At 69.1% G+C, this 22,218-nt stretch carries 20 protein-coding genes and 1 tRNA gene; 10 read left to right on the top strand and 11 right to left on the bottom strand.

Annotation, left to right across the window (positions count from 1 at the left end; translation table 11 throughout):
* Nucleotides 1-243: 243 nt before the first annotated feature.
* Nucleotides 244-316: transfer RNA gene (locus NAM01S_RS19100), tRNA-Asn, on the bottom strand.
* A 222-nt stretch (nt 317-538) separates the two neighbouring features.
* Here NAM01S_RS19100 and NAM01S_RS19105 point away from each other — a divergent pair.
* Nucleotides 539-784, top strand: a complete 246-nt coding sequence (locus NAM01S_RS19105; protein ID WP_067787169.1) for a hypothetical protein — start codon at nt 539-541, stop codon at nt 782-784.
* A gap of 294 nt (nt 785-1,078) precedes the next feature.
* On the opposite strand, the gene dnaG is transcribed toward NAM01S_RS19105, so the two are convergent.
* The 8 genes from dnaG to NAM01S_RS19145 form a co-directional block, all read right to left on the bottom strand.
* Nucleotides 1,079-2,989: a DNA primase gene (gene dnaG / locus NAM01S_RS19110; RefSeq protein ID WP_067787170.1), complete on the bottom strand. Its 1,911-nt coding sequence runs from the start codon at nt 2,987-2,989 to the stop codon at nt 1,079-1,081.
* Between the two features lie 49 nt (nt 2,990-3,038).
* A complete protein-coding gene (locus tag NAM01S_RS19115; protein ID WP_067787311.1) occupies nt 3,039-4,181 on the bottom strand; it encodes a Fic family protein in 1,143 nt (380 codons plus the stop codon).
* 31 nt (nt 4,182-4,212) lie between these two features.
* Entirely contained in the window at nt 4,213-5,472 is a 1,260-nt protein-coding gene (locus NAM01S_RS19120) for a deoxyguanosinetriphosphate triphosphohydrolase (RefSeq protein ID WP_067787172.1), read from the bottom strand.
* A 5-nt stretch (nt 5,473-5,477) separates the two neighbouring features.
* Nucleotides 5,478-6,098: a YdcF family protein gene (locus tag NAM01S_RS19125; protein ID WP_084483092.1), complete on the bottom strand. Its 621-nt coding sequence runs from the start codon at nt 6,096-6,098 to the stop codon at nt 5,478-5,480.
* Between the two features lie 213 nt (nt 6,099-6,311).
* Nucleotides 6,312-7,295 (bottom strand): hypothetical protein, encoded by a 984-nt coding sequence (locus tag NAM01S_RS19130; protein ID WP_067787174.1) that lies wholly within the window; start codon nt 7,293-7,295, stop codon nt 6,312-6,314.
* Between the two features lie 8 nt (nt 7,296-7,303).
* Nucleotides 7,304-7,519 (bottom strand): hypothetical protein, encoded by a 216-nt coding sequence (locus tag NAM01S_RS19135; protein ID WP_067787176.1) that lies wholly within the window; start codon nt 7,517-7,519, stop codon nt 7,304-7,306.
* Between the two features lie 54 nt (nt 7,520-7,573).
* The gene (locus NAM01S_RS19140; protein WP_067787178.1) at nt 7,574-8,572 is read right to left on the bottom strand and encodes an alpha/beta hydrolase; all 999 of its coding nucleotides are present in this window, start codon (nt 8,570-8,572) and stop codon (nt 7,574-7,576) included.
* Between the two features lie 174 nt (nt 8,573-8,746).
* Nucleotides 8,747-9,994, bottom strand: a complete 1,248-nt coding sequence (locus NAM01S_RS19145) for a PucR family transcriptional regulator (protein ID WP_067787179.1) — start codon at nt 9,992-9,994, stop codon at nt 8,747-8,749.
* 349 nt (nt 9,995-10,343) lie between these two features.
* On the opposite strand from NAM01S_RS19145, the gene NAM01S_RS19150 reads away from it, so the two are divergent.
* From NAM01S_RS19150 to NAM01S_RS19185, 8 genes are read left to right on the top strand one after another with little or no spacing between them, the layout of a single operon-like run.
* Nucleotides 10,344-11,153 carry an ABC transporter permease gene (locus NAM01S_RS19150; protein ID WP_067787181.1) on the top strand — a complete coding sequence of 270 codons (810 nt, stop codon included), beginning with the start codon at nt 10,344-10,346 and terminating at the stop codon, nt 11,151-11,153.
* Entirely contained in the window at nt 11,153-12,016 is an 864-nt protein-coding gene (locus NAM01S_RS19155; protein WP_067787183.1) for an ABC transporter permease, read from the top strand. The genes NAM01S_RS19150 and NAM01S_RS19155 overlap by 1 nt, the downstream gene beginning before the upstream one ends.
* Nucleotides 12,017-12,018: 2 nt before the next feature.
* On the top strand, nt 12,019-13,053 hold the full coding sequence (locus NAM01S_RS19160; protein WP_067787185.1) for an MlaD family protein: 1,035 nt from the start codon (nt 12,019-12,021) through the stop codon (nt 13,051-13,053).
* A complete protein-coding gene (locus NAM01S_RS19165) occupies nt 13,050-14,057 on the top strand; it encodes an MCE family protein (RefSeq protein ID WP_301318052.1) in 1,008 nt (335 codons plus the stop codon). The genes NAM01S_RS19160 and NAM01S_RS19165 overlap by 4 nt, the downstream gene beginning before the upstream one ends.
* Nucleotides 14,054-15,088: an MCE family protein gene (locus NAM01S_RS19170; RefSeq protein ID WP_067787187.1), complete on the top strand. Its 1,035-nt coding sequence runs from the start codon at nt 14,054-14,056 to the stop codon at nt 15,086-15,088. Before NAM01S_RS19165 ends, NAM01S_RS19170 begins: the two co-directional genes overlap by 4 nt.
* On the top strand, nt 15,088-16,176 hold the full coding sequence (locus NAM01S_RS19175) for an MlaD family protein (protein WP_067787189.1): 1,089 nt from the start codon (nt 15,088-15,090) through the stop codon (nt 16,174-16,176). The genes NAM01S_RS19170 and NAM01S_RS19175 overlap by 1 nt, the downstream gene beginning before the upstream one ends.
* The gene (locus NAM01S_RS19180; protein ID WP_084483077.1) at nt 16,176-17,231 is read left to right on the top strand and encodes an MlaD family protein; all 1,056 of its coding nucleotides are present in this window, start codon (nt 16,176-16,178) and stop codon (nt 17,229-17,231) included. The genes NAM01S_RS19175 and NAM01S_RS19180 overlap by 1 nt, the downstream gene beginning before the upstream one ends.
* The gene (locus tag NAM01S_RS19185) at nt 17,228-18,187 is read left to right on the top strand and encodes an MlaD family protein (protein WP_067787191.1); all 960 of its coding nucleotides are present in this window, start codon (nt 17,228-17,230) and stop codon (nt 18,185-18,187) included. Before NAM01S_RS19180 ends, NAM01S_RS19185 begins: the two co-directional genes overlap by 4 nt.
* A 76-nt stretch (nt 18,188-18,263) precedes the next feature.
* Here NAM01S_RS19185 and NAM01S_RS19190 read toward each other — a convergent pair whose 3' ends face one another.
* Complete coding sequence (locus tag NAM01S_RS19190; protein WP_067787193.1) at nt 18,264-19,469, bottom strand: serine hydrolase domain-containing protein; 1,206 nt, start codon at nt 19,467-19,469, stop codon at nt 18,264-18,266.
* Nucleotides 19,470-19,500: 31 nt separating this feature from the next.
* The gene (locus NAM01S_RS19195; protein WP_067787195.1) at nt 19,501-20,178 is read right to left on the bottom strand and encodes an MBL fold metallo-hydrolase; all 678 of its coding nucleotides are present in this window, start codon (nt 20,176-20,178) and stop codon (nt 19,501-19,503) included.
* Nucleotides 20,179-20,228: 50 nt separating this feature from the next.
* On the opposite strand from NAM01S_RS19195, the gene NAM01S_RS19200 reads away from it, so the two are divergent.
* The gene (locus tag NAM01S_RS19200) at nt 20,229-22,202 is read left to right on the top strand and encodes a TPM domain-containing protein (RefSeq protein ID WP_067787197.1); all 1,974 of its coding nucleotides are present in this window, start codon (nt 20,229-20,231) and stop codon (nt 22,200-22,202) included.
* Nucleotides 22,203-22,218: the final 16 nt, after the last annotated feature.

A 22,218-nucleotide genomic window follows, 5' to 3' on the forward strand; every position in this document is an offset into this window, starting at 1 on the left:
CGTGCGTGGAGATGCCTTATAGCTGGGAATCGGCTTCGACAACTAACTGGCCACGAGAAAACAGCTGGTGGTCCCCATGCCCATCTTCGACACGCCCCGCCGAGGGCACGAACCTGGGACGGACGACCGCTAGGCCGTTCAGCTGATTGGAAGTCTGGCCCGGAAACTTTGGTGTATTCCTGGTTGCATACCGATAAGAGAAACAGGTCAAGCCCACCTAACGGGCTTGACCTGCTGCTTCTGCTCCCCCATCTGGACTCGAACCAGAAACCTGCCGATTAACAGTCGGCTGCTCTGCCAATTGAGCTATAGGGGACTATCCTGGGTGGCTCTCCCGTACTGGGCGGGCCGAGGAGAAACTTTAGCGTATAGCTGGGCGGGTTCCCAAATCGCGCTTCTACCTGGGGTGATGCGGGGTGCCCGTGGGGCCGGTGTTGTCTCAGTTGTCTCAGGGGTAACTCGGATCCGGATCGACAGGTGGACCGCGCGTCGGGCAGGATGGTAGCCGCGCACAGGCGATTGGGAGGAGCTCAGAGGAATGCTGCGGTTGATCATCGGCGTCGCGGCCGGTTACGTGCTCGGCAGTAAGGCCGGGCGGGCTCGCTACGAGCAGATCAGCGCGGCGACCCGCGCCGTCACCTCGAGCCCGGTGACCCGCAAGCTTGTCCAGGTGGGGCGGCAGAAGCTGTCGGACAAGTTGAGCACGCGGCCGCAGCTGGAGCCGATGGTGCCGCTGGACGAGCGCACCACCGTGCTGGTTCCGCACGATCAGCTGCGCCGCTGACTTCTCCGAGCGCGAAACCTACCCGGCTCAGCGCTTCGGAACGCGGTCAGCTGTGGGCATCGACCAGGTTGCGCCACTGCGCGATCCCGCGCCCGAGCAGTCGCGCCACTCAGTCGCGCGCCGAACAACCTTGGTCGCGCCACTGAGCGGTACAGACAGCGCTCGCCGAGAACAGGGCTGAGCTACGCCGCCGCACGACCTGGAACTGCTGCGCCACAATGGATCCGAACCGACAACCCGAGCAGCGCCGCATGCGCCAACTGGTAGCCGACACCGCCGACCAGCCAGCACCCCTCAAGCAGGCGCGAAATCGTCGGAGTTACCCATCGCCTGGGCCTCCAGACTCTTCCGATACTGCTCCAGCGCCACCAGATCCCCGAACAGCGCCATATACGCGTCGGGCTGCTCGGTCGCGGAGAGCCGCTGCAGCTTGGACTTGAGCGTCGCGATCTGACGGCCGACCCACGCCTCCTGGGCGCGGGCGAGCACTCCGGTGATGAAGCGCGGGATGTCATCGACGGATTTCACCGGCAGCGGCGCGTTGGCGAGTTCGGAGACCATGGCGCGCAGGGTGAGGTCGTCGGTGCCGTCGGCGACGGCGTTGACCCACTCCGCGCCGCTCAGTCCCGCGGACGCGCCACCCGCTTCGGCGATCATGGTGCGCACGGCGACGTAGGCGGGATGGGTGAACGCCTCGGTCTCCAGCGCGTCGAATACCGTGCCCGCGATCGCCGGGTATTGCAAAGCGGCGCAGAGGACTTGGCGTTGCGGAAGCAGCACCGGGTCGTTCGGGTTGGGGCGGGCGGCGGGTTGCTCGGTGACCTTGGTGCTCGGCGCGGGCGTCTCGGCGCGGCGCGGACCGCCGAGGCGGTTGCGTTTGGCTTCCTCGCCGACGCGGCGCACGACCGTCTGGATGTCGTCCCAGCCGACCCAGCCTGCGAGGCGGGTGGCATAGGCCTTGCGGGTGGCGTTGTCCTTGATCTGCGCGACGACGGGGACCGCGCGGCGCAACGCCTCCACCTGCCCCTCGACTTGGTCCAGGTTGTGTTCGGCGAGCAGTCCGCGAATCACGAACTCGTACAGGGGGGTTCGCCGCGCGATCAGGTCGCGGACCGCGCCGTCGCCGGAGCGCTGACGTAGCTCGCAGGGATCCTGACCGTCGGGGGCGATGGCGATGTAGGTCTGGCCCGCGAGCTTCTGGTCGCCCGCGAAGGCCTTCAGCGCCGCTGCTTGGCCCGCCGCGTCGCCGTCGAAGGTGTAGATGATCTCGCCGCGCCAGAAGTTGTCGTCCATCAGCAGGCGGCGCAGGATCGCCATGTGCTCGTCGCCGAAGGCGGTGCCGCAGGAGGCGACGGCGGTCTTCACGCCCGCAAGGTGCATGGCCATCACGTCGGTGTAGCCCTCGACGACGACGGCCTGGCGGCCCTTGGCGATCTCGCGCTTGGCGTGATCGAGGCCGAACAGCACCTGGGACTTCTTGTACAGCAACGTTTCCGGCGTGTTCACGTACTTGCCGGGCATGGTGTCGTCGTCGAAGAGCTTGCGGGCGCCGAAGCCGATGACCTCGCCGCCGAGGTTGCGGATCGGCCACAGCAGGCGGCGGTGGAAGCGGTCGATGGGACCGCGCTTGCCCTGCTTGGACAGACCCGCCGCCTCCAGCTCCTTGAAATCGAAGCCTTTGCGGAGCAGGTACTTGGTGAGCGTGTCCCAGCCGTCGGGTGCGTAGCCGCAGCCGAACTGGAGGGCCGCGTTGCCGTCGAAGTTGCGGTCGGTGAGGAACTTGCGCGCCGCCTCGGCCTCCGGCTCGCGCAGCCTCGCCATGTAGAACTCGTGCGCGGCGGCATTGGCGGCGACAAGGCGGGCGCGGGTGCCGCGGTCGCGCTGCACCGAGGTGCCGCCGCCCTCGTAGTTGATCTGGTAGCCGATCCGGTCGGCCATCTGCTCGACGGCCTCGACGAAGCCGATGTGCTCGATCTTCTGCAGGAACTTGTAGACGTCCCCGCCCTCGCCGCAGCCGAAGCAGTGGAACAGGCCGTGGTTGGGCCGCACGTGGAACGACGGCGACTTCTCGTCGTGGAACGGACACAGCCCCTTCATGGAGTCCGCACCCGCCCGCTTCAGCGCGACGTACTCCCCCACCACGTCTTCGATCCGGACGCGTTCGCGTATTGCCGCGATATCGCGATCAGGGAGTCGTCCGGCCACGCGACGAGTCTAGCCAGTCCGGGCGGGTTCGAGGCACCGGCATCGACTGTCAGGCCAGCGCACGGTACGGGTCGGTCAGGGTCATCGGCGTCCGGGCGATATCGAGCACTGGTTCGGGGAAGCGCGCCCCGGCTACGTAATAGCGTGCACGCGTTCGACCGACCGGTTCCAGCACTCCCGCGGTCGTCAGATCGCGCAGATCTCGCTGCGCCTGCTGCGTGTTCAAGCCTTCGGCCTGCTCGTAGCGGGAACGTCGCACGCGTCCGGACAGCGCGACATCGTGCAGGGCGCTGACCACCCTTTCGTCCATCCGCAGGCCGCGGGTGAACTCGGCGAGCTCCGTCCACACTCGTCCAGACCGCTCGAACCGTAGGTGCACCGTCTGCGCCTGCTGGTGATAGGCGGCGAGGTTGAACCGGATCCACTCCCCCACGTCCTGATCCGGCTGGTACTCACTGCCGCGCGCCGCGAGTTCGCGGTAGTACTCCCAGGTGTTGCCGGGACGTCCGAGCCACGCCTCGATCGAGGAGAACTCGGGAGCGAGCACGCCGTCGCGGGCGATCATGAGTGTCTGCAACGAGCGCGACATGCGCCCATTGCCGTCGGCCCAAGGGTGGATCGAGACCAGGTGCAAATGCGCCATGGCGGCGCGGACCAGAGGATGGCCGTCCTCATCGGAGTTGAGCCAGTCGACGAGTTCGGAGATCAGGGCGGGCACGTCCTCGGCGTCGGGCGCCGTGTAGGCGGCGATGCTCGGGTCGCGAGCGTCGGTGACGTAGACCGGTCCACGACGCCACTGCCCCGCGGGTTTACGCGACGTATGCCGATGCCCCTGCAACATCCAGTGCATTCCGTTCAGCAAGCCTTTGCTGTAGGAGAAGTCGTCGACGTCGTGCAGCGTCTGGATGTAGGTCATCATCTGCTGATAGGCCAGCGTCTCGGCGCGGTTCTCGTCGGAGACGTCGACATCCCGCTCGCCGGCCATCAGGTCCTCGACATTGACCGTGGAAACCCGGAACCCTTCGATCCAGTTCGATGCCGCCACCGCGTCGGCGATCAGAAACCTCTGAAGGCTGCCGATCCACTTCGTCGAGGCTCCGGACAGGCGATGCCGGAGTTCCTCGTGCATGCGATCGACCTGGCTCAGAACTTCCAGGTCTTCGCTCGTCGACAGCGGCGTCGGGAACAGCACGATCCGACGATGTATCGGCGCCATGATTAGGTCAAACGCCGAAGTAGGTGGCGAGGCGTTCGAGGCGGCTTTCGGTGTAGGAGGCGATCTGGTCGACGACGACGCGGATCTGGGCGGTGGGGGTGGTTGCGGCGTCCCACCAGGGGAGGAGTTGGGGGTCGAGGTGGCGGGGGGCTTCGGCGTGTAGGCGGGTGGCGACGGCGAGGATGCGTTCGCGCTGGGCGGCCTGTCGGCGGCGGTGGTCGGGGTCGGACATGACGTAGCGCAGGGCGACGGTCTTGAGCATGGCGACTTCGGCGGCGGCGACGGGCGGGATCTCCAGGTCGGCGGCGTAGCGGGACAGCGGCTTGGCGCCCGCGACGGTGCGGGTGGCCATGATGGCGGCCGTGGCGAAGCGGCCGACGAGTTCGCTGGTCAGCCGTTTCAGCGCGACCGAGGCGGTGAGCGTGCCGTCGTAGCGGAAGACCCCGGCGACCACCGGTAGTTCGGAGAGGCGCTGGGCGGCCTGGACGAGGTCGTCGACGGTGAGCGTGGGGTGCTGGGCGTGGCCCATGCGCGCCAGTTCCCGCTGTTCGGACGGGTCGGCGAGGGCGCGCAGGTCGATGCGGCCCGCGATGATGCCGTCCTCGACGTCGTGCACCGAGTAGGCGACGTCGTCGGACCAGTCCATGATCTGGCATTCGAGGCTGCGCCTGCGGTCGGGCGCGCCCTTGCGTATCCAGGCCAGCCGATCGACGTCGACGTCGTAGGCGCCGAACTTGGTGCCGGAACCCGTTCTGCCCCAGGGGTATTTGATCGCCGCGTCGAGGGCGGCGCGGGTGAGGTTCAGCCCGGCGCTCGCGCCGTCGGGGGTGAGCACCTTGGGTTCGAGCCGGGTGAGGATGCGCAGGTTCTGGGCGTTGCCCTCGAAACCGCCGTGCCGGTCGGCGAACTGGTCGAGGGCCGTCTCGCCGTTGTGGCCGTAGGGCGGGTGGCCGATGTCGTGGGCGAGCCCGGCCAGGTCGACGAGGTCGGGGTCGCAGCGCAGTCCGTCGGCGATGCTGCGGCCGATCTGGGCGACCTCCAGCGAGTGGGTGAGCCTGGTGCGCGGGGTGTCGCCGTCGCGCGGGCCCATCACCTGGGTCTTGTCGGCGAGCCTGCGCAGCGCCGCGGAATGCAGCACGCGGGCCCGGTCGCGGGCGAACTCGGTGCGATGACCGTTCTCGAACTCGCTGCGCGGCGGGGCGAGGCCCGCGGTCTTGGTGCGCTCGGCGGCCATCCGTTCCCGGTCGTGGTCGGTGTAGCTGTCCATCGGCGTCACTGCCCGGCGGTGTAGGAGAAGTCGGCGGAGAAGTGCGTCAGCTGATACCACAGCAGCGCGAAGGTCTCCCTCGCGATGCCGTGCGCCTGGGATTCGCGGGTGTAGACGGCGGGGCCGGTGCGGGTCGGCGCGGTCCAGGCGTGCAGCCCGGCGTCGCGCGCCATGGTGCGGGTGCGCAGGGAGTGCCACGGGTCGCTGACCAGCACGGCGGAGGACATGTCGCGCGCCTTCATGGCGAGTGCGACGGCCTCGACGCTGCGCAGCGTGTCCGAACCCGTCTCGACGGCCAGGATCCGGTCGGCCGGTACGCCGCGCCGCTGTAGATAGTTCTTGCCGGAGGCGGCCTCGGTGTAGAGATCGCCCTCCTGCTTGCCACCCACGGTGATGACGCGCGGGGCGACCCCGGCCCGGAACAGCCGATAGGCCTGGTCGAGACGGGCCTCGAACACCGAGGACGGCGTGCCGGAGTACTGCGCGGCGCCGAGCACGACGATCGCGTCGGCCTTGGTGTAGTCGTCGATCCGCGCGACCTGCCAGACTCGAAAAGCCGTGCCGCCGATCAGCACCATGGCCGTCAGCACCGCGGCGATCAGGATCCTTCGTGTCCAGCGCAGCATTCCGGCGCCGACCCCGCGCGCGAGGCCGGATTCGTGCGCCGAGGCCGGTGTGCTGCGCTGGGGTGCCGAAATCACCCAACCAAGTGTGCCAGGTGACCCCGACCCCGCGCGGACCTGCGCGCACGCCGTGGCCGCGCCGGGATCGAATCGTGCTCTGGCACCGGACAGGTCACCCGAACCGACGGAATGGCGCGCCGGAGGAGACGGTGCCTTTCACTCGGCGCCTTCCCGCAGGCGGGCGAAGCGGTCGCGCTCCGGCGGCTCGAGCAGCTCGCCGATGGCGTGCAGCGTGCGGCGGGCCGCCGGGGTGGTCGCCTGGTCGAGCAGCGTGTCGGCGAGGGCGCCGTCGCCTCGGCTCACGCGCTCGGCGATGGGCCGCAAGTGGCGTTCGTCGACGGCGGCCAGCACTGTGAGCAGTTCCACCACCGCTTCGCAGTCGGCGGCGACGCCGAGCAGCCGGTCGAGTCCGGCTTCGTCGAGTCCGTCGAGGAACTCACTGCCCAGTTCGCGGCGCAGGCCGGGCTCCAGTCGGGACAGCACCGAGATACCGGCGATCAACGTCTCGTCCGAACTCGCCGTCGCCGCACGGACGATGGCGCTGCGGCGCGCGGCGGGCAGCACCCGGACGACGTCGTTGAGCCGGTCGGCCGACGGCGTCAGCGCCGCGGTGCGCAACAGCCCTTCGTCGTCGGCGATGCCGCGTTCGAAGCCGCGGATCAAGTCGTCGGTGGCGTGCTCGACGAAACGCGCGGAGGTGACGTAGTCGCGGCGGCGCAGCAGCTCGTTCGCGGCGGGGACCAGCACCTCGGCGGGCATTCGCGGGGCGAGCACCGGGATGGCCCTCGGATCGAGGTAGGGCGCGGCGTCGGCCATGTACTCCGGTGTGAGTTCGCCGAGCAGCCCGGCGGCCCGGTCCGGGTGATCGATCCCGACGGCTCCCCCGGCCCGGCCGCCGACCTCGGCGGGCACGGCTTTCAGCACCACCTTGGCGGCGAGCGCGTTGGGCACCAGCGGTGCGAGCTTGCTCACCCTGGCGAAAGTGGCCGTGTGCGCGTCGAAGAGCCGGTCGGAGATGCGCTCGCGCAGTTCGCGCAGATTCTGCGCGCCCAGCCGGGTGAGGCTCGCGAGCTCGGCGGGGTCGGCGTTCAGCGTCTGCGCCAGCATCTCCAGCTGGCCGCGGGTCAGCAGATCGGTCATCGTCTCACCTACTTTCCGAACAGGATTTTGCGGGCCGGGATGCGCACGAGCCGCGGCAGCACCTCGAGCGAGGCGTCGATGGCCGCGTCGAGGCTGTGTCGCTGCTGTTGTTCGGCGCGGTGCAGGAGGGTCGACAGTGTCGCCGCCTCCTCGTCGGTGAGCTGGTCGATGATCTCGCGCGGCTCGGCCAGTTCGGCGAGCAGCTCACGTTTCGGATCGGTCATCCCGGTCGAGGCTCCTTGGTGTCGAAAGAGGTTGACTAGCAGGGCTGTTCGCGGTCAAGCGGTCCGGCGCTCGGCGGGTTGCCAGAGCGTGCGGTCGAGGAAGCCGCCGATCTCGCGCACCGCCTCGGCGGCTTCCGGCACGATCGAGGCCGCCGCCTGGAAGACGTGCACCTGCCCGGGCCAGATCTGGAGTTCGCAGGGCACGCCGTGGGCGGCGAGGCGTTCCGCCATGAGTTCGGCGTCGGGGTAGACGAATTCGCTGGAGCTGGCCTGAATCAGCGTGGGCGGCAATCCGGTCAGGTCGGCGTGCGCGGGCGACACCAAAGGCGTTGTCCCGCACGTCCGCTCGGCGAGCGCACCGAAGATCGGCACGGCGCGGACCGGGAAGACCGCGCAGACGCCGCCGGTGGGCGCGGCGAGCTTCGCGGAGTGATCCCAGTCGGTGAGCGGCGACATGGCGACGATCGCGGCGGGCATCGGCAGCCCCTGCCGCCGGATCTCCAACGCGGTCGCGAAGACGAGGTACCCGCCGGCGGAATCGCCCATCAGGGTGACGTTCTCCGGCGCGACGCCCATCTCGAGCGCGTGCCGGTACCCGTCGACGCAGTCCGAGACCGCTTCGGCGATACCGTATTTGGGCATCTTGCGGTAGCCGACCGCGAGGATGCGCGCCGCGAGCATGTCGGCGAAGCGTCCGACCATCTGGTGGTGCAGTGTCCGGTTCCCGACGAGGAACGCCCCGCCGTGCAGGTAGAGCACGAACCGGGATTCGTCGACGGTCCGTGGCGTGGTGAGCTCGGCTCCGCAGTGCGGCAACGCGATACGTCGACGGCTCAGCCCCGGCGCGGTGCGCAGCACCCGTCCCAGATGGTCGATCGCGCCGTACGGCCACGGCAGATCCGGGTAGCGCGACCAGAGGGCGATGAACGGCCGCACGGTGTACCGGATCGCCGCGTCGAGAACGCGGGAGCGGAAACTGCCGCCCGCGAAGTCCGTCCGCAGCGGATTCGCTTGGCGGCGTGAGGCGGAACGGTCCACGTCGACCGAATTCATGGTGGCAGCCCTTCTCGTCCTGGGGCCCCCGACCGCGCGAGCGCTTCGAGCCCGCGCAACGCCGACGACCCGCGTTGTGATCCTGGCACAAGTATCGGCAACCGTCTGAGTCGGTGTCACTGCATCGATACGAGAATACGGCCTGCCGCGTTAGTCACGCGGAACGAATCGCGGTCAGATCGGATCCGCCGCCGGGGCGGTCGGCGGATAGAGGCGGTACACCATCAATGCCGCCGCGAGCAGCCGGGATTCGGTGGGGTCGGAGGGGTCGAAGCCGGTGAGTTCGGCGACGCGACGCAGGCGGTAGCTGAAGCTGTTGGGATGCAGGTGCACTTCGGCCGCCGCCGCCTTGCGATCGGCGCCGTGCCGCATGTGCGCGTCCAGCGCCTCCAGCAGATGCGGGTACGGTTCGAGCGGAACGATGCGCTGCGCCAATCGTTCTCGGGACCGTCCCGGACGGGTCAGCTGGTACTCCAGCATCAGGTCGTCCAGGACGTAGGTGCCCGTCGGGCGACCGAGCGCTCTGGCGAGCTCGCCGAGCTCGGTGGCTTCGCTCGCGGCCGACACCAGTTCGCCGCGCGGTACCGATCCGGCGTCGATGACGACGACCGAACTGCCCAGCCGAGCCGCGAGGACCGCGCCCAGATCCTCGTACGGCGGGTCGATCGACGGGTCGGCGGCCGTCGGCAGCAGCGCGATACCGGTCGTGCCGTCGAAGGTGTTCAGCGCCGTGGTCGCGGCGAGCGTGTCGAGCGTCTGCTGCACCACCCGAATCCGACGGCGGGCCACCACCGTGTCGACCCGCGGATCCGCCTGGTTGAACGGGACGACCTGGATGGCGAGCACGTCGTAGCGATCCGCCAGTGCGATGTCGGCGCGTGCGGCCAGTTCGGCGGTCTCGACGCCGCGAAGCATGGCGGCGCACAGCAGCCTGCGGGCCTCCCGTTCGCTGCCGTAGATCGACTGCTCCACATCGCCGTGCGTCTCGGCCATGGAGATGGTCATGTTGGCGAGCAGCTCCAGCAGCAGATCGGAGAAGGCGAGCAGGTCCCGCAGGTCGTCCGGTTCGGCGAGCGTCCCCGCCTCGGCCCACAGATGCCGCACCGATCCGAACAGCGCTTGGATCAACGCGCGCAACGGAATTCGGTCCTCGGCATGCCGCTGCACCACCGGAGCGACCCACTCGGCGACTTCCTCGGGAGTGCAGGACCGCTTCTCTTCGAGCGCCGTGAGGAAGGCCCCGGCCCCAGCGACGATCGCCGGAACGACCTCGTCGTTGAAATGCCCGGCGGGTAACGCCTCAGCGCCGGGGATCGCCGCGATCCCGGCATCGAGCAACTCGGTGAACAGATCGGTGAGGCGGGGAAGGAGCCGGGTGATGATCGGGGCATCGATCGAGAGCGGTGACTGCACTGCGGGCATTGCGGCATTTTGACCGCGACCCGATGTTGCTGCAAGTTCCCCGACGGCGGAGATCGGCTCACGCACCGAAGCGCGGCGCGGTGCGGCGCGAATCGGCTCCCCTCGCCCGTCGGTGAGCTGGAGCGATGCGTTGCGAATCTGGGGCACTTAGTCTCTCGAAACGAATCGGCATGGTCGATCTTCTCGCCGATGTGCAGTGACAAGCACCGCGACAGCCCCCTAGATTCGGACACCGGCCGGGCTATGGCTCGAGTCACAATCCGAGCAGGGCGGAAAGGAAGCGGCGAACTTGGTGGGGACCTTCCGCGATATTTCGCGAGCGGCCGCGGCCGACGGGGGTGGTCCGGCGATGTTGCGCACAGTTCGCGAGAATTTCTCGGACACGGTGGTGTCGTCGTTGCGGACTTTCGGTCGTGCGGTGGGTATCGCGCAGGAGTCGGTGGTCGGGGCGGTCGGTGATGTCGCGCGTCGGGAGTTTCAGTGGCGTGAGGCGGTGTTGCAGGCGTGGCGGTTGATCACGGTGACGACGGTGCCCGCGATCTTGATGGCGATTCCGTTCGGGGTGATCGTGTCGATTCAGGTGGGCAACCTGATCCACACGTTGGGTGCGGATTCGTTGTTGGGTGCGACCGGTGGGCTCGGGGTGATCAAGCAGGGTGCGCCGATGGCGACCGGGTTCCTGTTGGGTGGGGCGGGGGCGGCGGCGATCGCGGCGGATTTGGGGGCGCGCACGATTCGGGAGGAGATCGATGCGTTGCACACGATGGGGATCTCGCCGATTCATCGGTTGGTGATTCCGCGGATGGTGGCGATGTTGATGGTGGCGCCGTTGTTGAACGTGTTGATCATTTTCGTGGGGGTGTTGGCCGGGTATGCGGTGGCGATCGGTGGTCAGGGGGTGACGCCTGGGTCGTATTGGGCGACGTTCGGGTCGTTCACGACGACGGCGGATGTGTGGGTGTCGTTGGTGAAGGCGTTGATCTTCGGGTTTTTGGTGGTGGTCATCGCGTGTCAGCGGGGGTTGGAGGCCAAGGGTGGTCCGCGGGGTGTGGCTGATGCGGTGAACGCGGCGGTGGTGTTGTCGGTGGTGTCGATCGTGTGTGTGAATCTGTTGTTGACGCAGGTGACCGCGATGTTCCTCCCGACGAGGCTGGCCTGATGACCGCGTCGTCCTACGTCCCCGCCGGCCTCGGCAGGCTGACCCGCCGACTGCGTGCCACGCGGCCGTTGCATCCGCTGGAGGCCCTCGGCTTCGCGGCCGGATTCGTTTGGCAGGCACTGAGTTCCATCCCGCTGACGGTCACGCACTATCGCGCGGAGACCATGCGCGCCATCACCAATATGACCTGGGGCCGCGGCTCGGTGATCGTCGGCGGTGGGACGGTGCCGATGATGATCGTGCTCGGCGCCGCGATGGGCGCGTCGGTCGGCGTGGAATCCTTCGCCACCCTGGACATGCTCGGTATGGGGCCGGTCACGGGGCTGATCTCGGCCTTCGCCACGACCCGCGAACTGGCCCCGATCGCCGCAGCGATCGGCTTCGCCGCGCAGGCGGGCTGCCGGATGACCGCCGAGATCGGTTCGATGCGCATCTCCGAGGAGATCGACGCGCTGGAGGCGCTCGGCCTTCGCTCGGTACCGTTCGTCGTGACGACGCGGGTGATCGCGGGCGCCATCGCGATCGTGCCGACCTTCCTGATCGCGCTGATCCTGTCCTATCTCGCCTGCCGCGGCCTCATCACGCTGGTGCACGGCCAGTCCGCGGGCGTCTACGACCACTACTTCTTTCAGTTCGTGTCCGGATTCGACGTGATCGCCGCGGTGCTCAAGGTCGCGATCTTCGGCACCGTGGTCATCCTGATCCATTGCTACTACGGGTTTTTCGCCACCGGCGGCCCGGAAGGCGTCGGTGTCGCGTCCGGCCGCGCGGTGCGCGCGAGCTTCGTGGCCATCATCGCCGTCGACATGGTCTTGTCCATCGTCTTGTGGGGCTTCAACGCCGCCATCAGTTTCACGGGGTAGGAATGCCGAATTACGGAATGCCCGGTGTCGCGATCGACCGCAAGATGTCGATACGAACCGGGGCGGTCTTGCTGGCGGCGGTCGTGTGCGTAGGCGCGAGTTGGCGCGTCTACGACGGCGTCGGCGCGGAGGACGGCCTGCGAATCTCGTTGCACACCGAGCAGATCGGCGACGGGGTGGTCGCTGGCACGCAGGTCAAGGCCGACGGCGTGCTGGTCGGCGAGGTCGCCGAGATCGCGCCCGACGAGGCGGGCACCCAGCGGATCACGTTGCGACTGGACGACTCTCGCCTGGACGGCCTCGACGACAGCTTGCGCGTCGACTACGCCACCGGAAACGTCTTCGGCATCAGCGAACTCGCGCTGCGCGCCGGACCGGGTGGTGCGCCGCTGCGGCCGGGCACGGTGATCGATTTGACCGGTTCGAACGCCGCGCACGCCTACGACGCGACGATGGGCAGCCTGCTGCGCAGCGTCTCCCGGGTGAGCAACGAGGTGCTCACCGCGCAGCTGACCTCGGTGCTTGCCCAGCTCGCCGGTGACATCCGGGCGTTCACGCCGCTGCTGCAGTCGATGGTGGTGCTGGCCCGCACGGTTGCCGACACGCAGACGTTGCCGCTGTCGTATCAGCTCGGCCAGTTCGGTTCGGCGCTGGGCGGCGCGGCCCCGTTCGTCGGCGCGACACTGCAGGTGATCGATCAGGTCTATCGAATTCCGGTGCTGCGCACGGACCGCGAACGCTTCGACGCGACGATCGACACGGTTGTCGAGCAGCTCTTCCCCGCCTTCGAAGGAACGATGTATCGCGCGGGTGACGAGTTCGCCGAGTACGCGGCGATGTTGACGCCCGTTCTCGCGGCCGCCGCCGGGATGGTGTCGACGCCCGAGCAGTCCAGTGCCGAACTGCGCGAGCTGCTCGATCGGTTGCGCTCGGCCATGCCGGAGACGACGGAGGGCCCCGTCCTGAACGTCGACATCGACGTACGCACGGTGCCGGTCCTCGCGCCGCTGCTCGGCGACGCGGGAGGTCAGCGATGATCTCGGTCCGCGCGGCGGGTCTGCGGCTCGCGCTGTTCGCGGGCGCGATGGCGGCGGTGCTGGCGCTGGTGATCACCGCGATCCAGCGGCCGGTCTCCGGCGACACCGGCAGCTACCGGGTGATCTTCACCGATGCCAACGGCCTGAAGACCGGTGACGACGTGCGCATGTTCGGCGTCCAGGTGGGCAAGGTCGAAACCATTGCGCTGCAGGGCAATCAGGCCGAGGTCGGCATCACCGTGCGCCGCGCTTCGCCGGTGTACGACAACTCGAGGTTCGCGATCCGCTACCAGAATCTGACCGGCCAGCGGTACGTGGATCTGCAGCAGCAGAACACGCCGAGCGGCCGGACCGCGCCTGGCTCGACGATCGGCACCGACCGCACGGTGCCCTCGTTCGACGTGACCAGCCTGTTCAACGGTCTGAAGCCGGTGCTGGCCACCCTCTCGCCCGAGGCGGTGAACCAGTTCAGCGAGAGCATGCTCGCGGTGATCGAAGGCAACGGCAACGGCATCGGTCCCGCGCTCGACGCCATCGGAACGCTGAGCCGCTACGCGAGCGACCGGCAGCAGGTGATCTCGACGCTCATCCGGAACCTGTCGCAGATTTCCGACCAAATCGGCGGGCGCTCACCGCATTTGGTCACGCTGCTCAGCAAGCTTGCCGACGTCTTCACCTCGCTGCAGATCAAGATCACCGGACTGATCGATTTCGCACTGACCGCGCCGCCGGTCCTCGATCCGGTCGACTCGCTGCTCGCCACGCTCGGGCTCACCGAGGACGCCAACCCCGATCTGGACACCATCGTGCACACCCTCTTCCCGGACCCGAAGGTCTTCGTCGACCTGCTCGGCAGACTTCCCGCCCTGCTGGCCGGTCTGCGCGAGGCGCTTCCGGCGACGGCCTCGAACACCGCGCTGACATGCAGCCGCGGCGAGGCCGACATTCCCGGTGCGCTCGATGTGCTGATCGCGGGCCAGAAGGTGGCGATATGCAAGGGATGACGCGAGGTCGGCGCTGGTTCGACCGGAACCGGCCGCGCCGCGACGAGGCCGCCACCCGCAGGCGCGACCTGCGCCTCGGCGTGCTCGGCGTGCTGCTCGTCGCGCTGGCCATGGCGGCGGTCGCGGTGCTGTACGCGGTGCCGTTCGGCAAGCGCACCTACACGGCCGAGCTCACCGAGGCCCAGTCGGTGCGTCCCGGCGACGACGTGCGACTGGCGGGTATCTCCGTCGGCAGCGTCGAATCACTAGAGCTGCGACAGGATCGGGTGCTGATGACGTTCACCGTCGACTCCTCGGTCTTCGTTGGCAAGGAGACCTCGCTCGACATTCGCATGCTGACGATCGTCGGCGGCCACTACGTGGCGCTGTTTCCCGCCGGAAACGTCCCGCTCGGCTCACGGACCATCCCCTCGGATCGAGTTCGGCTCCCCTACAGCCTGATTCAGGCATTCCAGGACGCCGTCGAACCGATCCGCCGTATCGACGGCGGCGGCCTGCGCGACAACTTGGCCGCGATGGCGGACTCGCTCGAGGCGAGCCCGGACAGCCTGCGCCGCACGCTCGACGGCGTCGAACATTTCGTCGATGTCCTCGACCAGCAGCGGGCCGATGTCTCGAAAGCCATTGGTATCGCGGACGAATACCTCACCGCCGTCGGCGCCGCGAAGGGCGAGCTGGGACGGCTGGTGGAGAAGATCAACCTGCTGGAGACACTGCTTGCCGACAAACGCACCGAGGTACGCACGGCCGTGGAGGCGCTGGACCGGGTGATCAGCAGGCTCGGCGCGCTGCAGTCCGCCTGGGGCGGCACGCTCCGGCCGATGGCCGAACAGCTCGCCGCGGCGGTGCCGGAACTGGAGCGGCTCGGCGAACGTCTGCAACCGGTCATCGACGATGTGCACGCGCTCGGCCGACGTCTCGGGCAGCTCATGCCGCGCGAGGGCGAGGTCGTGATCGATCATTCGAACACCACCGTCCAAGCGCCGCCTGCCGAACCGATCTGCGTGCCGGTCGCGGGGAGGGTCTGCTGATGCTGATGAAAGTCCTTGCCTCGCGCGGATTCATGTCGGTCGCCGGAGCTTTGGCGATCGTGGCGGTAGCGGCGGCCGCGTACGTGGTGGCCGCGGATCCCTTCAAGAGGACCGAAACCTACTGCGCCCTGATGCCCGACACGATCGGCCTGTACGTCGGCAATCACGTCACCATGCGCGGTCTGCCGGTCGGCGAGGTGACCGCGATCGAGCCGTCGCCGACCTCGGTGCGGGTGGAGTTCACCGTCGACGCCGACCATCCCCTGCTCGCAGGAGCAGCGGCCACAACGGTTTCCGACACGATCGTCGCCGATCGCGAGCTCGCGCTGGTGAATACCGGGAAGACGTCGGAGCGTTGGGATTCCGCGCAGTGCCTGACCAAAACGCTGACTCCCAAGAGCATGACGGAAACCCTGGGCGCGCTGGCCGAATTGTCCAGCGAGGCACTGGGTCCCGCAGGCGGTGAGCAGAACGAGTTGGCCCGCGGCATCGGCGCGTTGAACGCGGCGACGGCGGGCACCGGCCCGCAGCTCAACGAGATCGTCCGCAAGCTGGGCGGCGCGCTGAACTCCCCCGATGCCGCCATCGGCCACCTGGCGGGACTCATCGACGCGCTGTCCTCGCTGTCGGGCAGTGTGGCGGCCCGCTGGGGCGACATCAAGTCGATGCTGCTGCGCCTCTCCGACGTGCTCGGCCAGGTGAACAACGAGCTGTTCGGCCGAACCGTCGAGATCATCGACAGCTTCCAGCGGTTGCTGCCGATGCTCAACGAGATCACGAGCATGTTCGGCGATCCGATCTTCCGGGTGTTGGACGCCACCGTGCCGTTGGTGCGGTTGCTGCGCGACAACGTGGACAGCCTGCGCGACATCGTCACCAAGGTCCCCGCGCTCACCGCGGCGATCGGCACCGTGACGGCGAACGGCCTCGCCTACCTGCCACCGAAAGTGGCTCTACCCGAACAGGATGCGGAACAGGTGTGTGCCGCGATCAACGCGATCTCGCCCGGGCGCTGCGGCGCGTCGGCCGATGGCAAACCGCAGGTCGACCTGGTGCACTGGGTCCTCGGCATGGCGGGAGCACGGTGATGGCTCCGAGGCTTCGCCGCGGCCTGCTCGCCGCGCTGCTCGCTGCCACGCTGCTCGGCGGCTGCGCGTTCGATCCGGCGTCGGTCCCGGTGCCGGAGGCCTCGGTGTCGGGGCCGACGTATCCGATCCGCATCGAGTTCGCCAACGCGCTGAACCTGCCCGCGCGGGCCAAGGTCATGGCCAACGGCGCTCAGGTCGGCAACGTCACGGGGGTGACCGTGGTCGATCCCGCCGCTACAAACGGCGGCGGCGGTTACGTCGTCGTCGAGGCGGAGATCGAGAAGTCGGTGCGGATTCCGACCAGCACCCTCGCCCAGCTGCGGCAGAACACGGTGCTCGGCGACATCCACATCGCCCTCGCCACCCCGCCCGACGGCTTCGGCTCGATCCTGGCGGCGGGCGGAACCATCCCGCGCGCCCAGACGGTCCCGGCCACGCAGATCGAGGACACCATGGCGGGCGTCGCGACCTTCGTGCAAGGCGGGGCGGTCGGTCAGTTCCAGGAGATCGTCGACCGGCTGAACACGGTGCTGCCCGCCGATCCCGCCGAGACGGCGCGGATCTCGGAAGCGGTGGGCGCCAACGCGATCGATCTGGCCGAGCACCTGCGTGAGGTCGACATCTTCCTCGACGCGCTCACCGCCGACTCCGCGGTGGTGAAGGAGATGGGTCCGCAAGTCGCCGAACTGCTGACCGAGCCCGCCGTGGAACAGGTTTCGGCGTCGGTCGCGTCCATCGTCGATGTCGTCGGGGTGCTCGGTGCGCTGGGCAGCGTCTCGCATTCGATGGTGTGGCTGGCCCCGCTGGCGCAGTCGGGTGATGCGGCGGCCCGCGCGTTCGTCCCGCTGGCGTTCACGTCGCGACCGCTCGATCTCAGCGCGCCGTCGAATCTGAATGCCCTCGTGGCGTTGATTCGCGATCGGATCATCCCGTTCGTCGAGCGCGGCCCGAAGGTGAACATCGTTGGCGTGACCGTGGATTCCGGCGAGGCCTCGTCCGACGACCAGGTCGAGCAGGTCGTCCGGGCGCTGCGCATGATCGGAGCGGTGCGATGAGGGTCGGTTCGCTGTTTTCCCTGGGCGGGATCGCCGTCATCACGGTGCTCGGCATCGGGTATCTCACCTTCGGCGTGGTACGGGTGGAGCCGCTGCGCGAAAGCCTTCGGGCCACCCTCGTGGTGGGCAATTCCGGTGGGCTGGAGGTGGGTTCGCCGATCCTGCTGCGCGGGGTCGAGGTCGGCGAGGTCACCGCGCTGCGGCGCGGGCGCGGGCGGGTGGAGGCCGACTTCGATATCGATCGGCGCTACCGGTTGCCCGTGGACAGCACCGTCGTCATCGAGGGACTGTCGGCGCTCGGCGAACCGTACGTGGAATTCACGCCGAACACCGACGACGGCCCGTACCTCGCCGAAGGCCAAGTGCTGGAGGGCCTTCGGGTGCGCACGCCACTCTCGACACCGGAGGTCGCGCGCCTGGTCACCCAGGTGATGAACCAGCTCGACCCGAACGCGATCGGCGAGTTCATCGACACCCTCGGCATCGCCATGGAGGGCACCGAATCGGTGACGCCCGGCCTCACCAGATCCACCGACCTGCTGGCCGCGGCCATCATGAGCCGGTCACCGCAGATCGGGACCATCATGACCGATCTGCAATCCATCGCGCCGGACATGGACTGGACGGGGCCGTCTTTCGCCACGGCCGCACCGAGTTTCATCGAGTTCGGTCAACGGGTCGATCAGATCGCCGAGGCGGTGGGCCGCTTGGCGCGGACCGGCGACACACCCGCCATGTACCTGGAGGGAAACGGGTTGGTGCCCTTCCAGATTCGGCTCACCGAGTGGATCGCCACGGTGGGACCCGAAGTGAAGTCCCTCGCGCCGATGCTCCAGCCGCTCGCCGACGCGGCGGCACACAGCGCGCCGCAGGTCGACCTGAGCGCGCTGATCACCCAGGCATTGGCCGCCACCGAACCCGAAGGGGCCGTGCGCATTCGGGTCGGTGTGAAGTAGCGCGGCCCCCGGGTCGTCAGTAGTCGCTCGTGAGGTCGGCGTAGCAGCCGCAGGCCGTGGGTGGACCTCGCTGTGCTCAAACCGCCGCGTAGGCCGCTGCGACCAGGTCGTAGGCGCGGCGGTCGCCAGCGAGGCCGTCGCGGCGCAGGTTCGGGATGAACGCGAACGCGAGGTCGTGGTCGAGATCGCCGAGACCGACCGAACCGCCCGCACCTGGATGGCCGAAGGCAGTAGCCCGCGCGCTCTTCGGGAGCTGGAAGTTCAGTGAAGGGCGCATGTAGCCGAGGGCGAAAGCGCTGTCGAGGGCGAGGACTTCGTCTGGGCCGCGCACTCGCTCGCGCACCGCGTCGCGCAGCGTCTCGGCGCGCAGCAGATCGCCGCGGATCAGTTCGCGGTAGAAGCGGGCCAGCGCGCGCGGCGTGGTCACCATGCCGGATCCCGGCCAGCCGCCCGCGAGCACGGTTGGATCGTTGTAGGAGCCTGCGGGATTCGTCGACCCGCGCATCAGTAGCGAGTCGGGATCGCGGTAGGCCTCGATGAGGCGTTGGACCGCCTCCATTCCGGCTGTGCGCGAGGACACAGACGAACTCTGGCCCCCTGCTTGGCGCACCGCTGTGTCGTCAGGCAGATCGTCTGTCCGCCAGGTTGTTTGGTCTGCGGGCGGAAAGCCGAGGCGGGCGGCGCGCTCGAGCTCGCCCGGGCCTGCCCACAGTTCCGCGCCGAAGTTCTCCCGGACGAACTCGGGAACGGTCCGGCCGGTGCGCCTGCGCACCAGCTCGCCGACCAGCCACCCGAAGGTGAGCGCGTGATAGCCGTGCTTGGTGCCGGGCTCCCACACCGGAGCCTGCCCCGCGAGTTCGGCCGCCATGGCGGCGGGATCTGCTGCGTCGAATTTGGTCAGCGGCCGGTCGAAAGCGGGCAGGCCCACGCGGTGGGTCAGCAGGTCCTCGACGGTGACCGCGTGCTTGCCGTGCGCGGCGAACTCCGGCCACCAGCGGCGCACCGGCTCGTCGGGCCCGGTCCCCGCGCGCTCCATAACCAGCAGCGCGGCGGTAGCGGTGACGGCCTTGGTGCAGGAGAACGCGACGCACGGCGTGTCGGCCAGCCACGGCCGCCCACTGCGCTCATCGGCGACCCCGCCCCACAAATCCACGACCGGCCGCCCGCCCGCGAACACTGCCACCGCGGCCCCGCGGTTCTGCCCGTCGGCGAAGCTCGCCGCGAATACCTCCCGCACCTCGCGGAACGCGGGATCGCAGGTACCGGCAACAGAATCCGTCACGCAAAAATTAGAACACGTTCTACATCGCGTGTCACCAGCCGCGCTCGCGCCACTCCGCCAAGTGGGGGCGTTCGGTGCCGAGGGTGGTGTCGTCGCCGTGGCCGGGGTAGACGACGGTGTCGTCGTCGTAGCGGTCGAAGAGTTTGGTGGTGACGTCGGTGTAGAGGGTGTCGAAGTCCTCGGGGCTGTGGGTTTTGCCGACGCCGCCGGGGAAGAGGCTGTCGCCGGTGAAGAGGTGGATGCGGCCGGGTTCCTCGGGGAGGGCGAGGGCGATCGAGCCGGGGGTGTGGCCGCTGAGGTGGATGACGGTGAGGGTCAGGTCGCCGATCTCGACCGTGTCGCCGTCGTCGAGGAGGCGGTCCGGGGTGACGGGCAGCGGGTCGGCGTCGAGGCGGTGCGCCGCGGTGGGGACGTCGAGCTCGGCGGCGACCTCCTTCAGCGCCCACCAGTGGTCGGGATGCTGGTGGGTGGTGACAATCAGCCGGACCTTGCCGGGCGCCTCCTGGGCGACGAGCTCGAGAATGCGGTCGGGTTCGTTGGCGGCGTCGATGAGCAGCGCGGCGCCGGTGGCCGCGCACTGCACGAGATAGACGTTGTTGTCCATCGCGCCGACGGACATCTTGATGATGCGCGCGCCGTCGAGGTCGCGCTGCTGCGGGTTCGAGCCCGCGGACACGTGGCCGGTGTAGGGGCGGTCGATCGTGATCACGCCACGATGCTATCCACTGATTCGCCGGGAACCGGGGATACATTCGTGGGATGCCGTCGCTGCCGAAACGTCGCGTCCGCTGGTCCGCCCTCGTGGGCGGTGTCCTACTGCTGGCCACGGTGCTGATCGGCGCGCCGACCGCCGCAGCGGAACCGCCGAGCCGGATGGACAGCTATGTCGTGGACAGCGCGGGCGTGTTGGACGGCGGCGAGCAGGACCGCGTCCAAGCGGCGGTGGACCGCCTCTACGACGACCGGCGGGTCCGCCTGTGGATCACCTACGTCCAGGATTTCGACGGGCTCGGCGCCGAGGCGTGGGCCGAACGCACCGCCGCCGCTTCGGGTTTCGGCACCCGCGATCTGCTGCTGGCGGTCGCCACCGGCTCCCGCGACTATTGGTTCTACGGCGACATGCCGGAGGGCGTCAGCGACGGCGAGCTGGATCAGCTACTGACCAACGAGGTCGAGCCCGCGCTGCGCGACAGCGACTGGGCGGTCGCGGGCATCTCGACCGCCGACGGACTGAACTCGGCGATGGGCGCGGGTGGCGTCAGCCTTCGCACGCTGCTGATCCCGGCCCTCGTCGTCGCCGCGGCACTCGGCGCGCTGCTGCTCTACACGCGCAAACGCCGCCGCGATCGAAGCCGCGCCGAGTTGGACGCGGCGCGAAAGGTGGACCCCGACGACAGCGCCGCCCTCGCCGCGCTCCCGTTGGAGGCGCTGCACGCACGCTCTCGCGAGGTGCTCGTCGAACTCGACAACGCGGTGCGCACCAGCGCCGAGGAACTGGAATTGGCCATCGGCGAGTTCGGCGCGACCGCCGCGACGCCGTTCACCACCGCGCTGAACAACGCGAAAACCGCCGCCGCCAAGGCATTCGCCCTCCGCCAGCGGCTCGATGACGACATTCCGGAGACCACCGACGACCAGCGCCGCCTGCTGATCGAATTGATCGGCATCGTCGGCCGCGCGGATCGCGAACTCGACGGGCGGGTCGCCGAATTCGACGCGATGCGCGACCTGCTGATCGACGCGCCCGCCCGATTGGACGCGCTGACAAGGGATTTGGTCGACCTCACCGGCCGGGTGCCCGCCTCGGAAGCCGAGCTGGCCCGGCTCACCGCCGCGCATCCGCCCAGCGTGCTTGCCCCGATCCGGGACAACACGGTGATGGCGCGCGAACGCATCGCCTTCGCCGAACAGAACGTCGACGCCGGACGCGCCGCGCTGACGCGGCCGGTCGGCGAACAGGGCGCGGCCGTCGGCGCGATCCGGGCCGCCGAGGGCGCCATCGGTCAGGCGCGCACGCTGCTGGACGCGGTCGACAACGCGGCGACCACGATCCAGCAGGCCCGCGACGGCCTGCCTGCCGCGCTGGACGAACTGCGCAAGGACATCGACGCCGCCACCGAGCTCGTCACGTTCGGCGGCCCCGAGCTGGAAACCGCCATCGCTTCGGCGCGCCAAGCCCTGGACAAGGCGTCCGCGACGGCCGACGCCGACCCGCTGAGCGCCTTCCACGACGCGGTGGCCGCCGACGGCGATCTGGATCGCGCCATCGCCGCCGCCACCGATCGCAAACTCGCCGCCGAGGACCTGCGCCGCCGCCTCGATCATGCGCTCGCCGACGCCAGCACCCGGGTGGCAGCGGCGTCCGACTACCTCACCACCCGGCGCGGCGGCATCGACGCGAACGCCCGCACCCGGCTCTCCGAGGCGCAGCGGAATCTCGATGCGGCGCAACGGCTCGGCGGCACCGACCCCGGTCAGGCGCTGCGGCACGCGCAGGCCGCGGCCGATCTGGCGGGCCGCGCTCTGCAAGAGGCGCAGGCCAGCGTGCGGGCGTGGGAGGCGAGCAGGCCGCCCTCGGGTGGGGCGCAGGCGGGCGCGGTGCTCGGCGGCATCCTGTTGGAGGGTTTGCTGCGTGGCGCGGCGGGCGGGTATCGCTCCGGCGGCGGGTACCGGCCCGGCTCCTACGGCGGTTCCAGCGGGTCACGACGAGTCAGCAGGGGCGGGCGGTTCTGAGCCCTTGACCCTGACA

It is taken from the genome of Nocardia amikacinitolerans NBRC 108937, from assembly GCF_001612615.1.
Classification (GTDB): Bacteria; Actinomycetota; Actinomycetes; order Mycobacteriales; family Mycobacteriaceae; genus Nocardia; species Nocardia amikacinitolerans.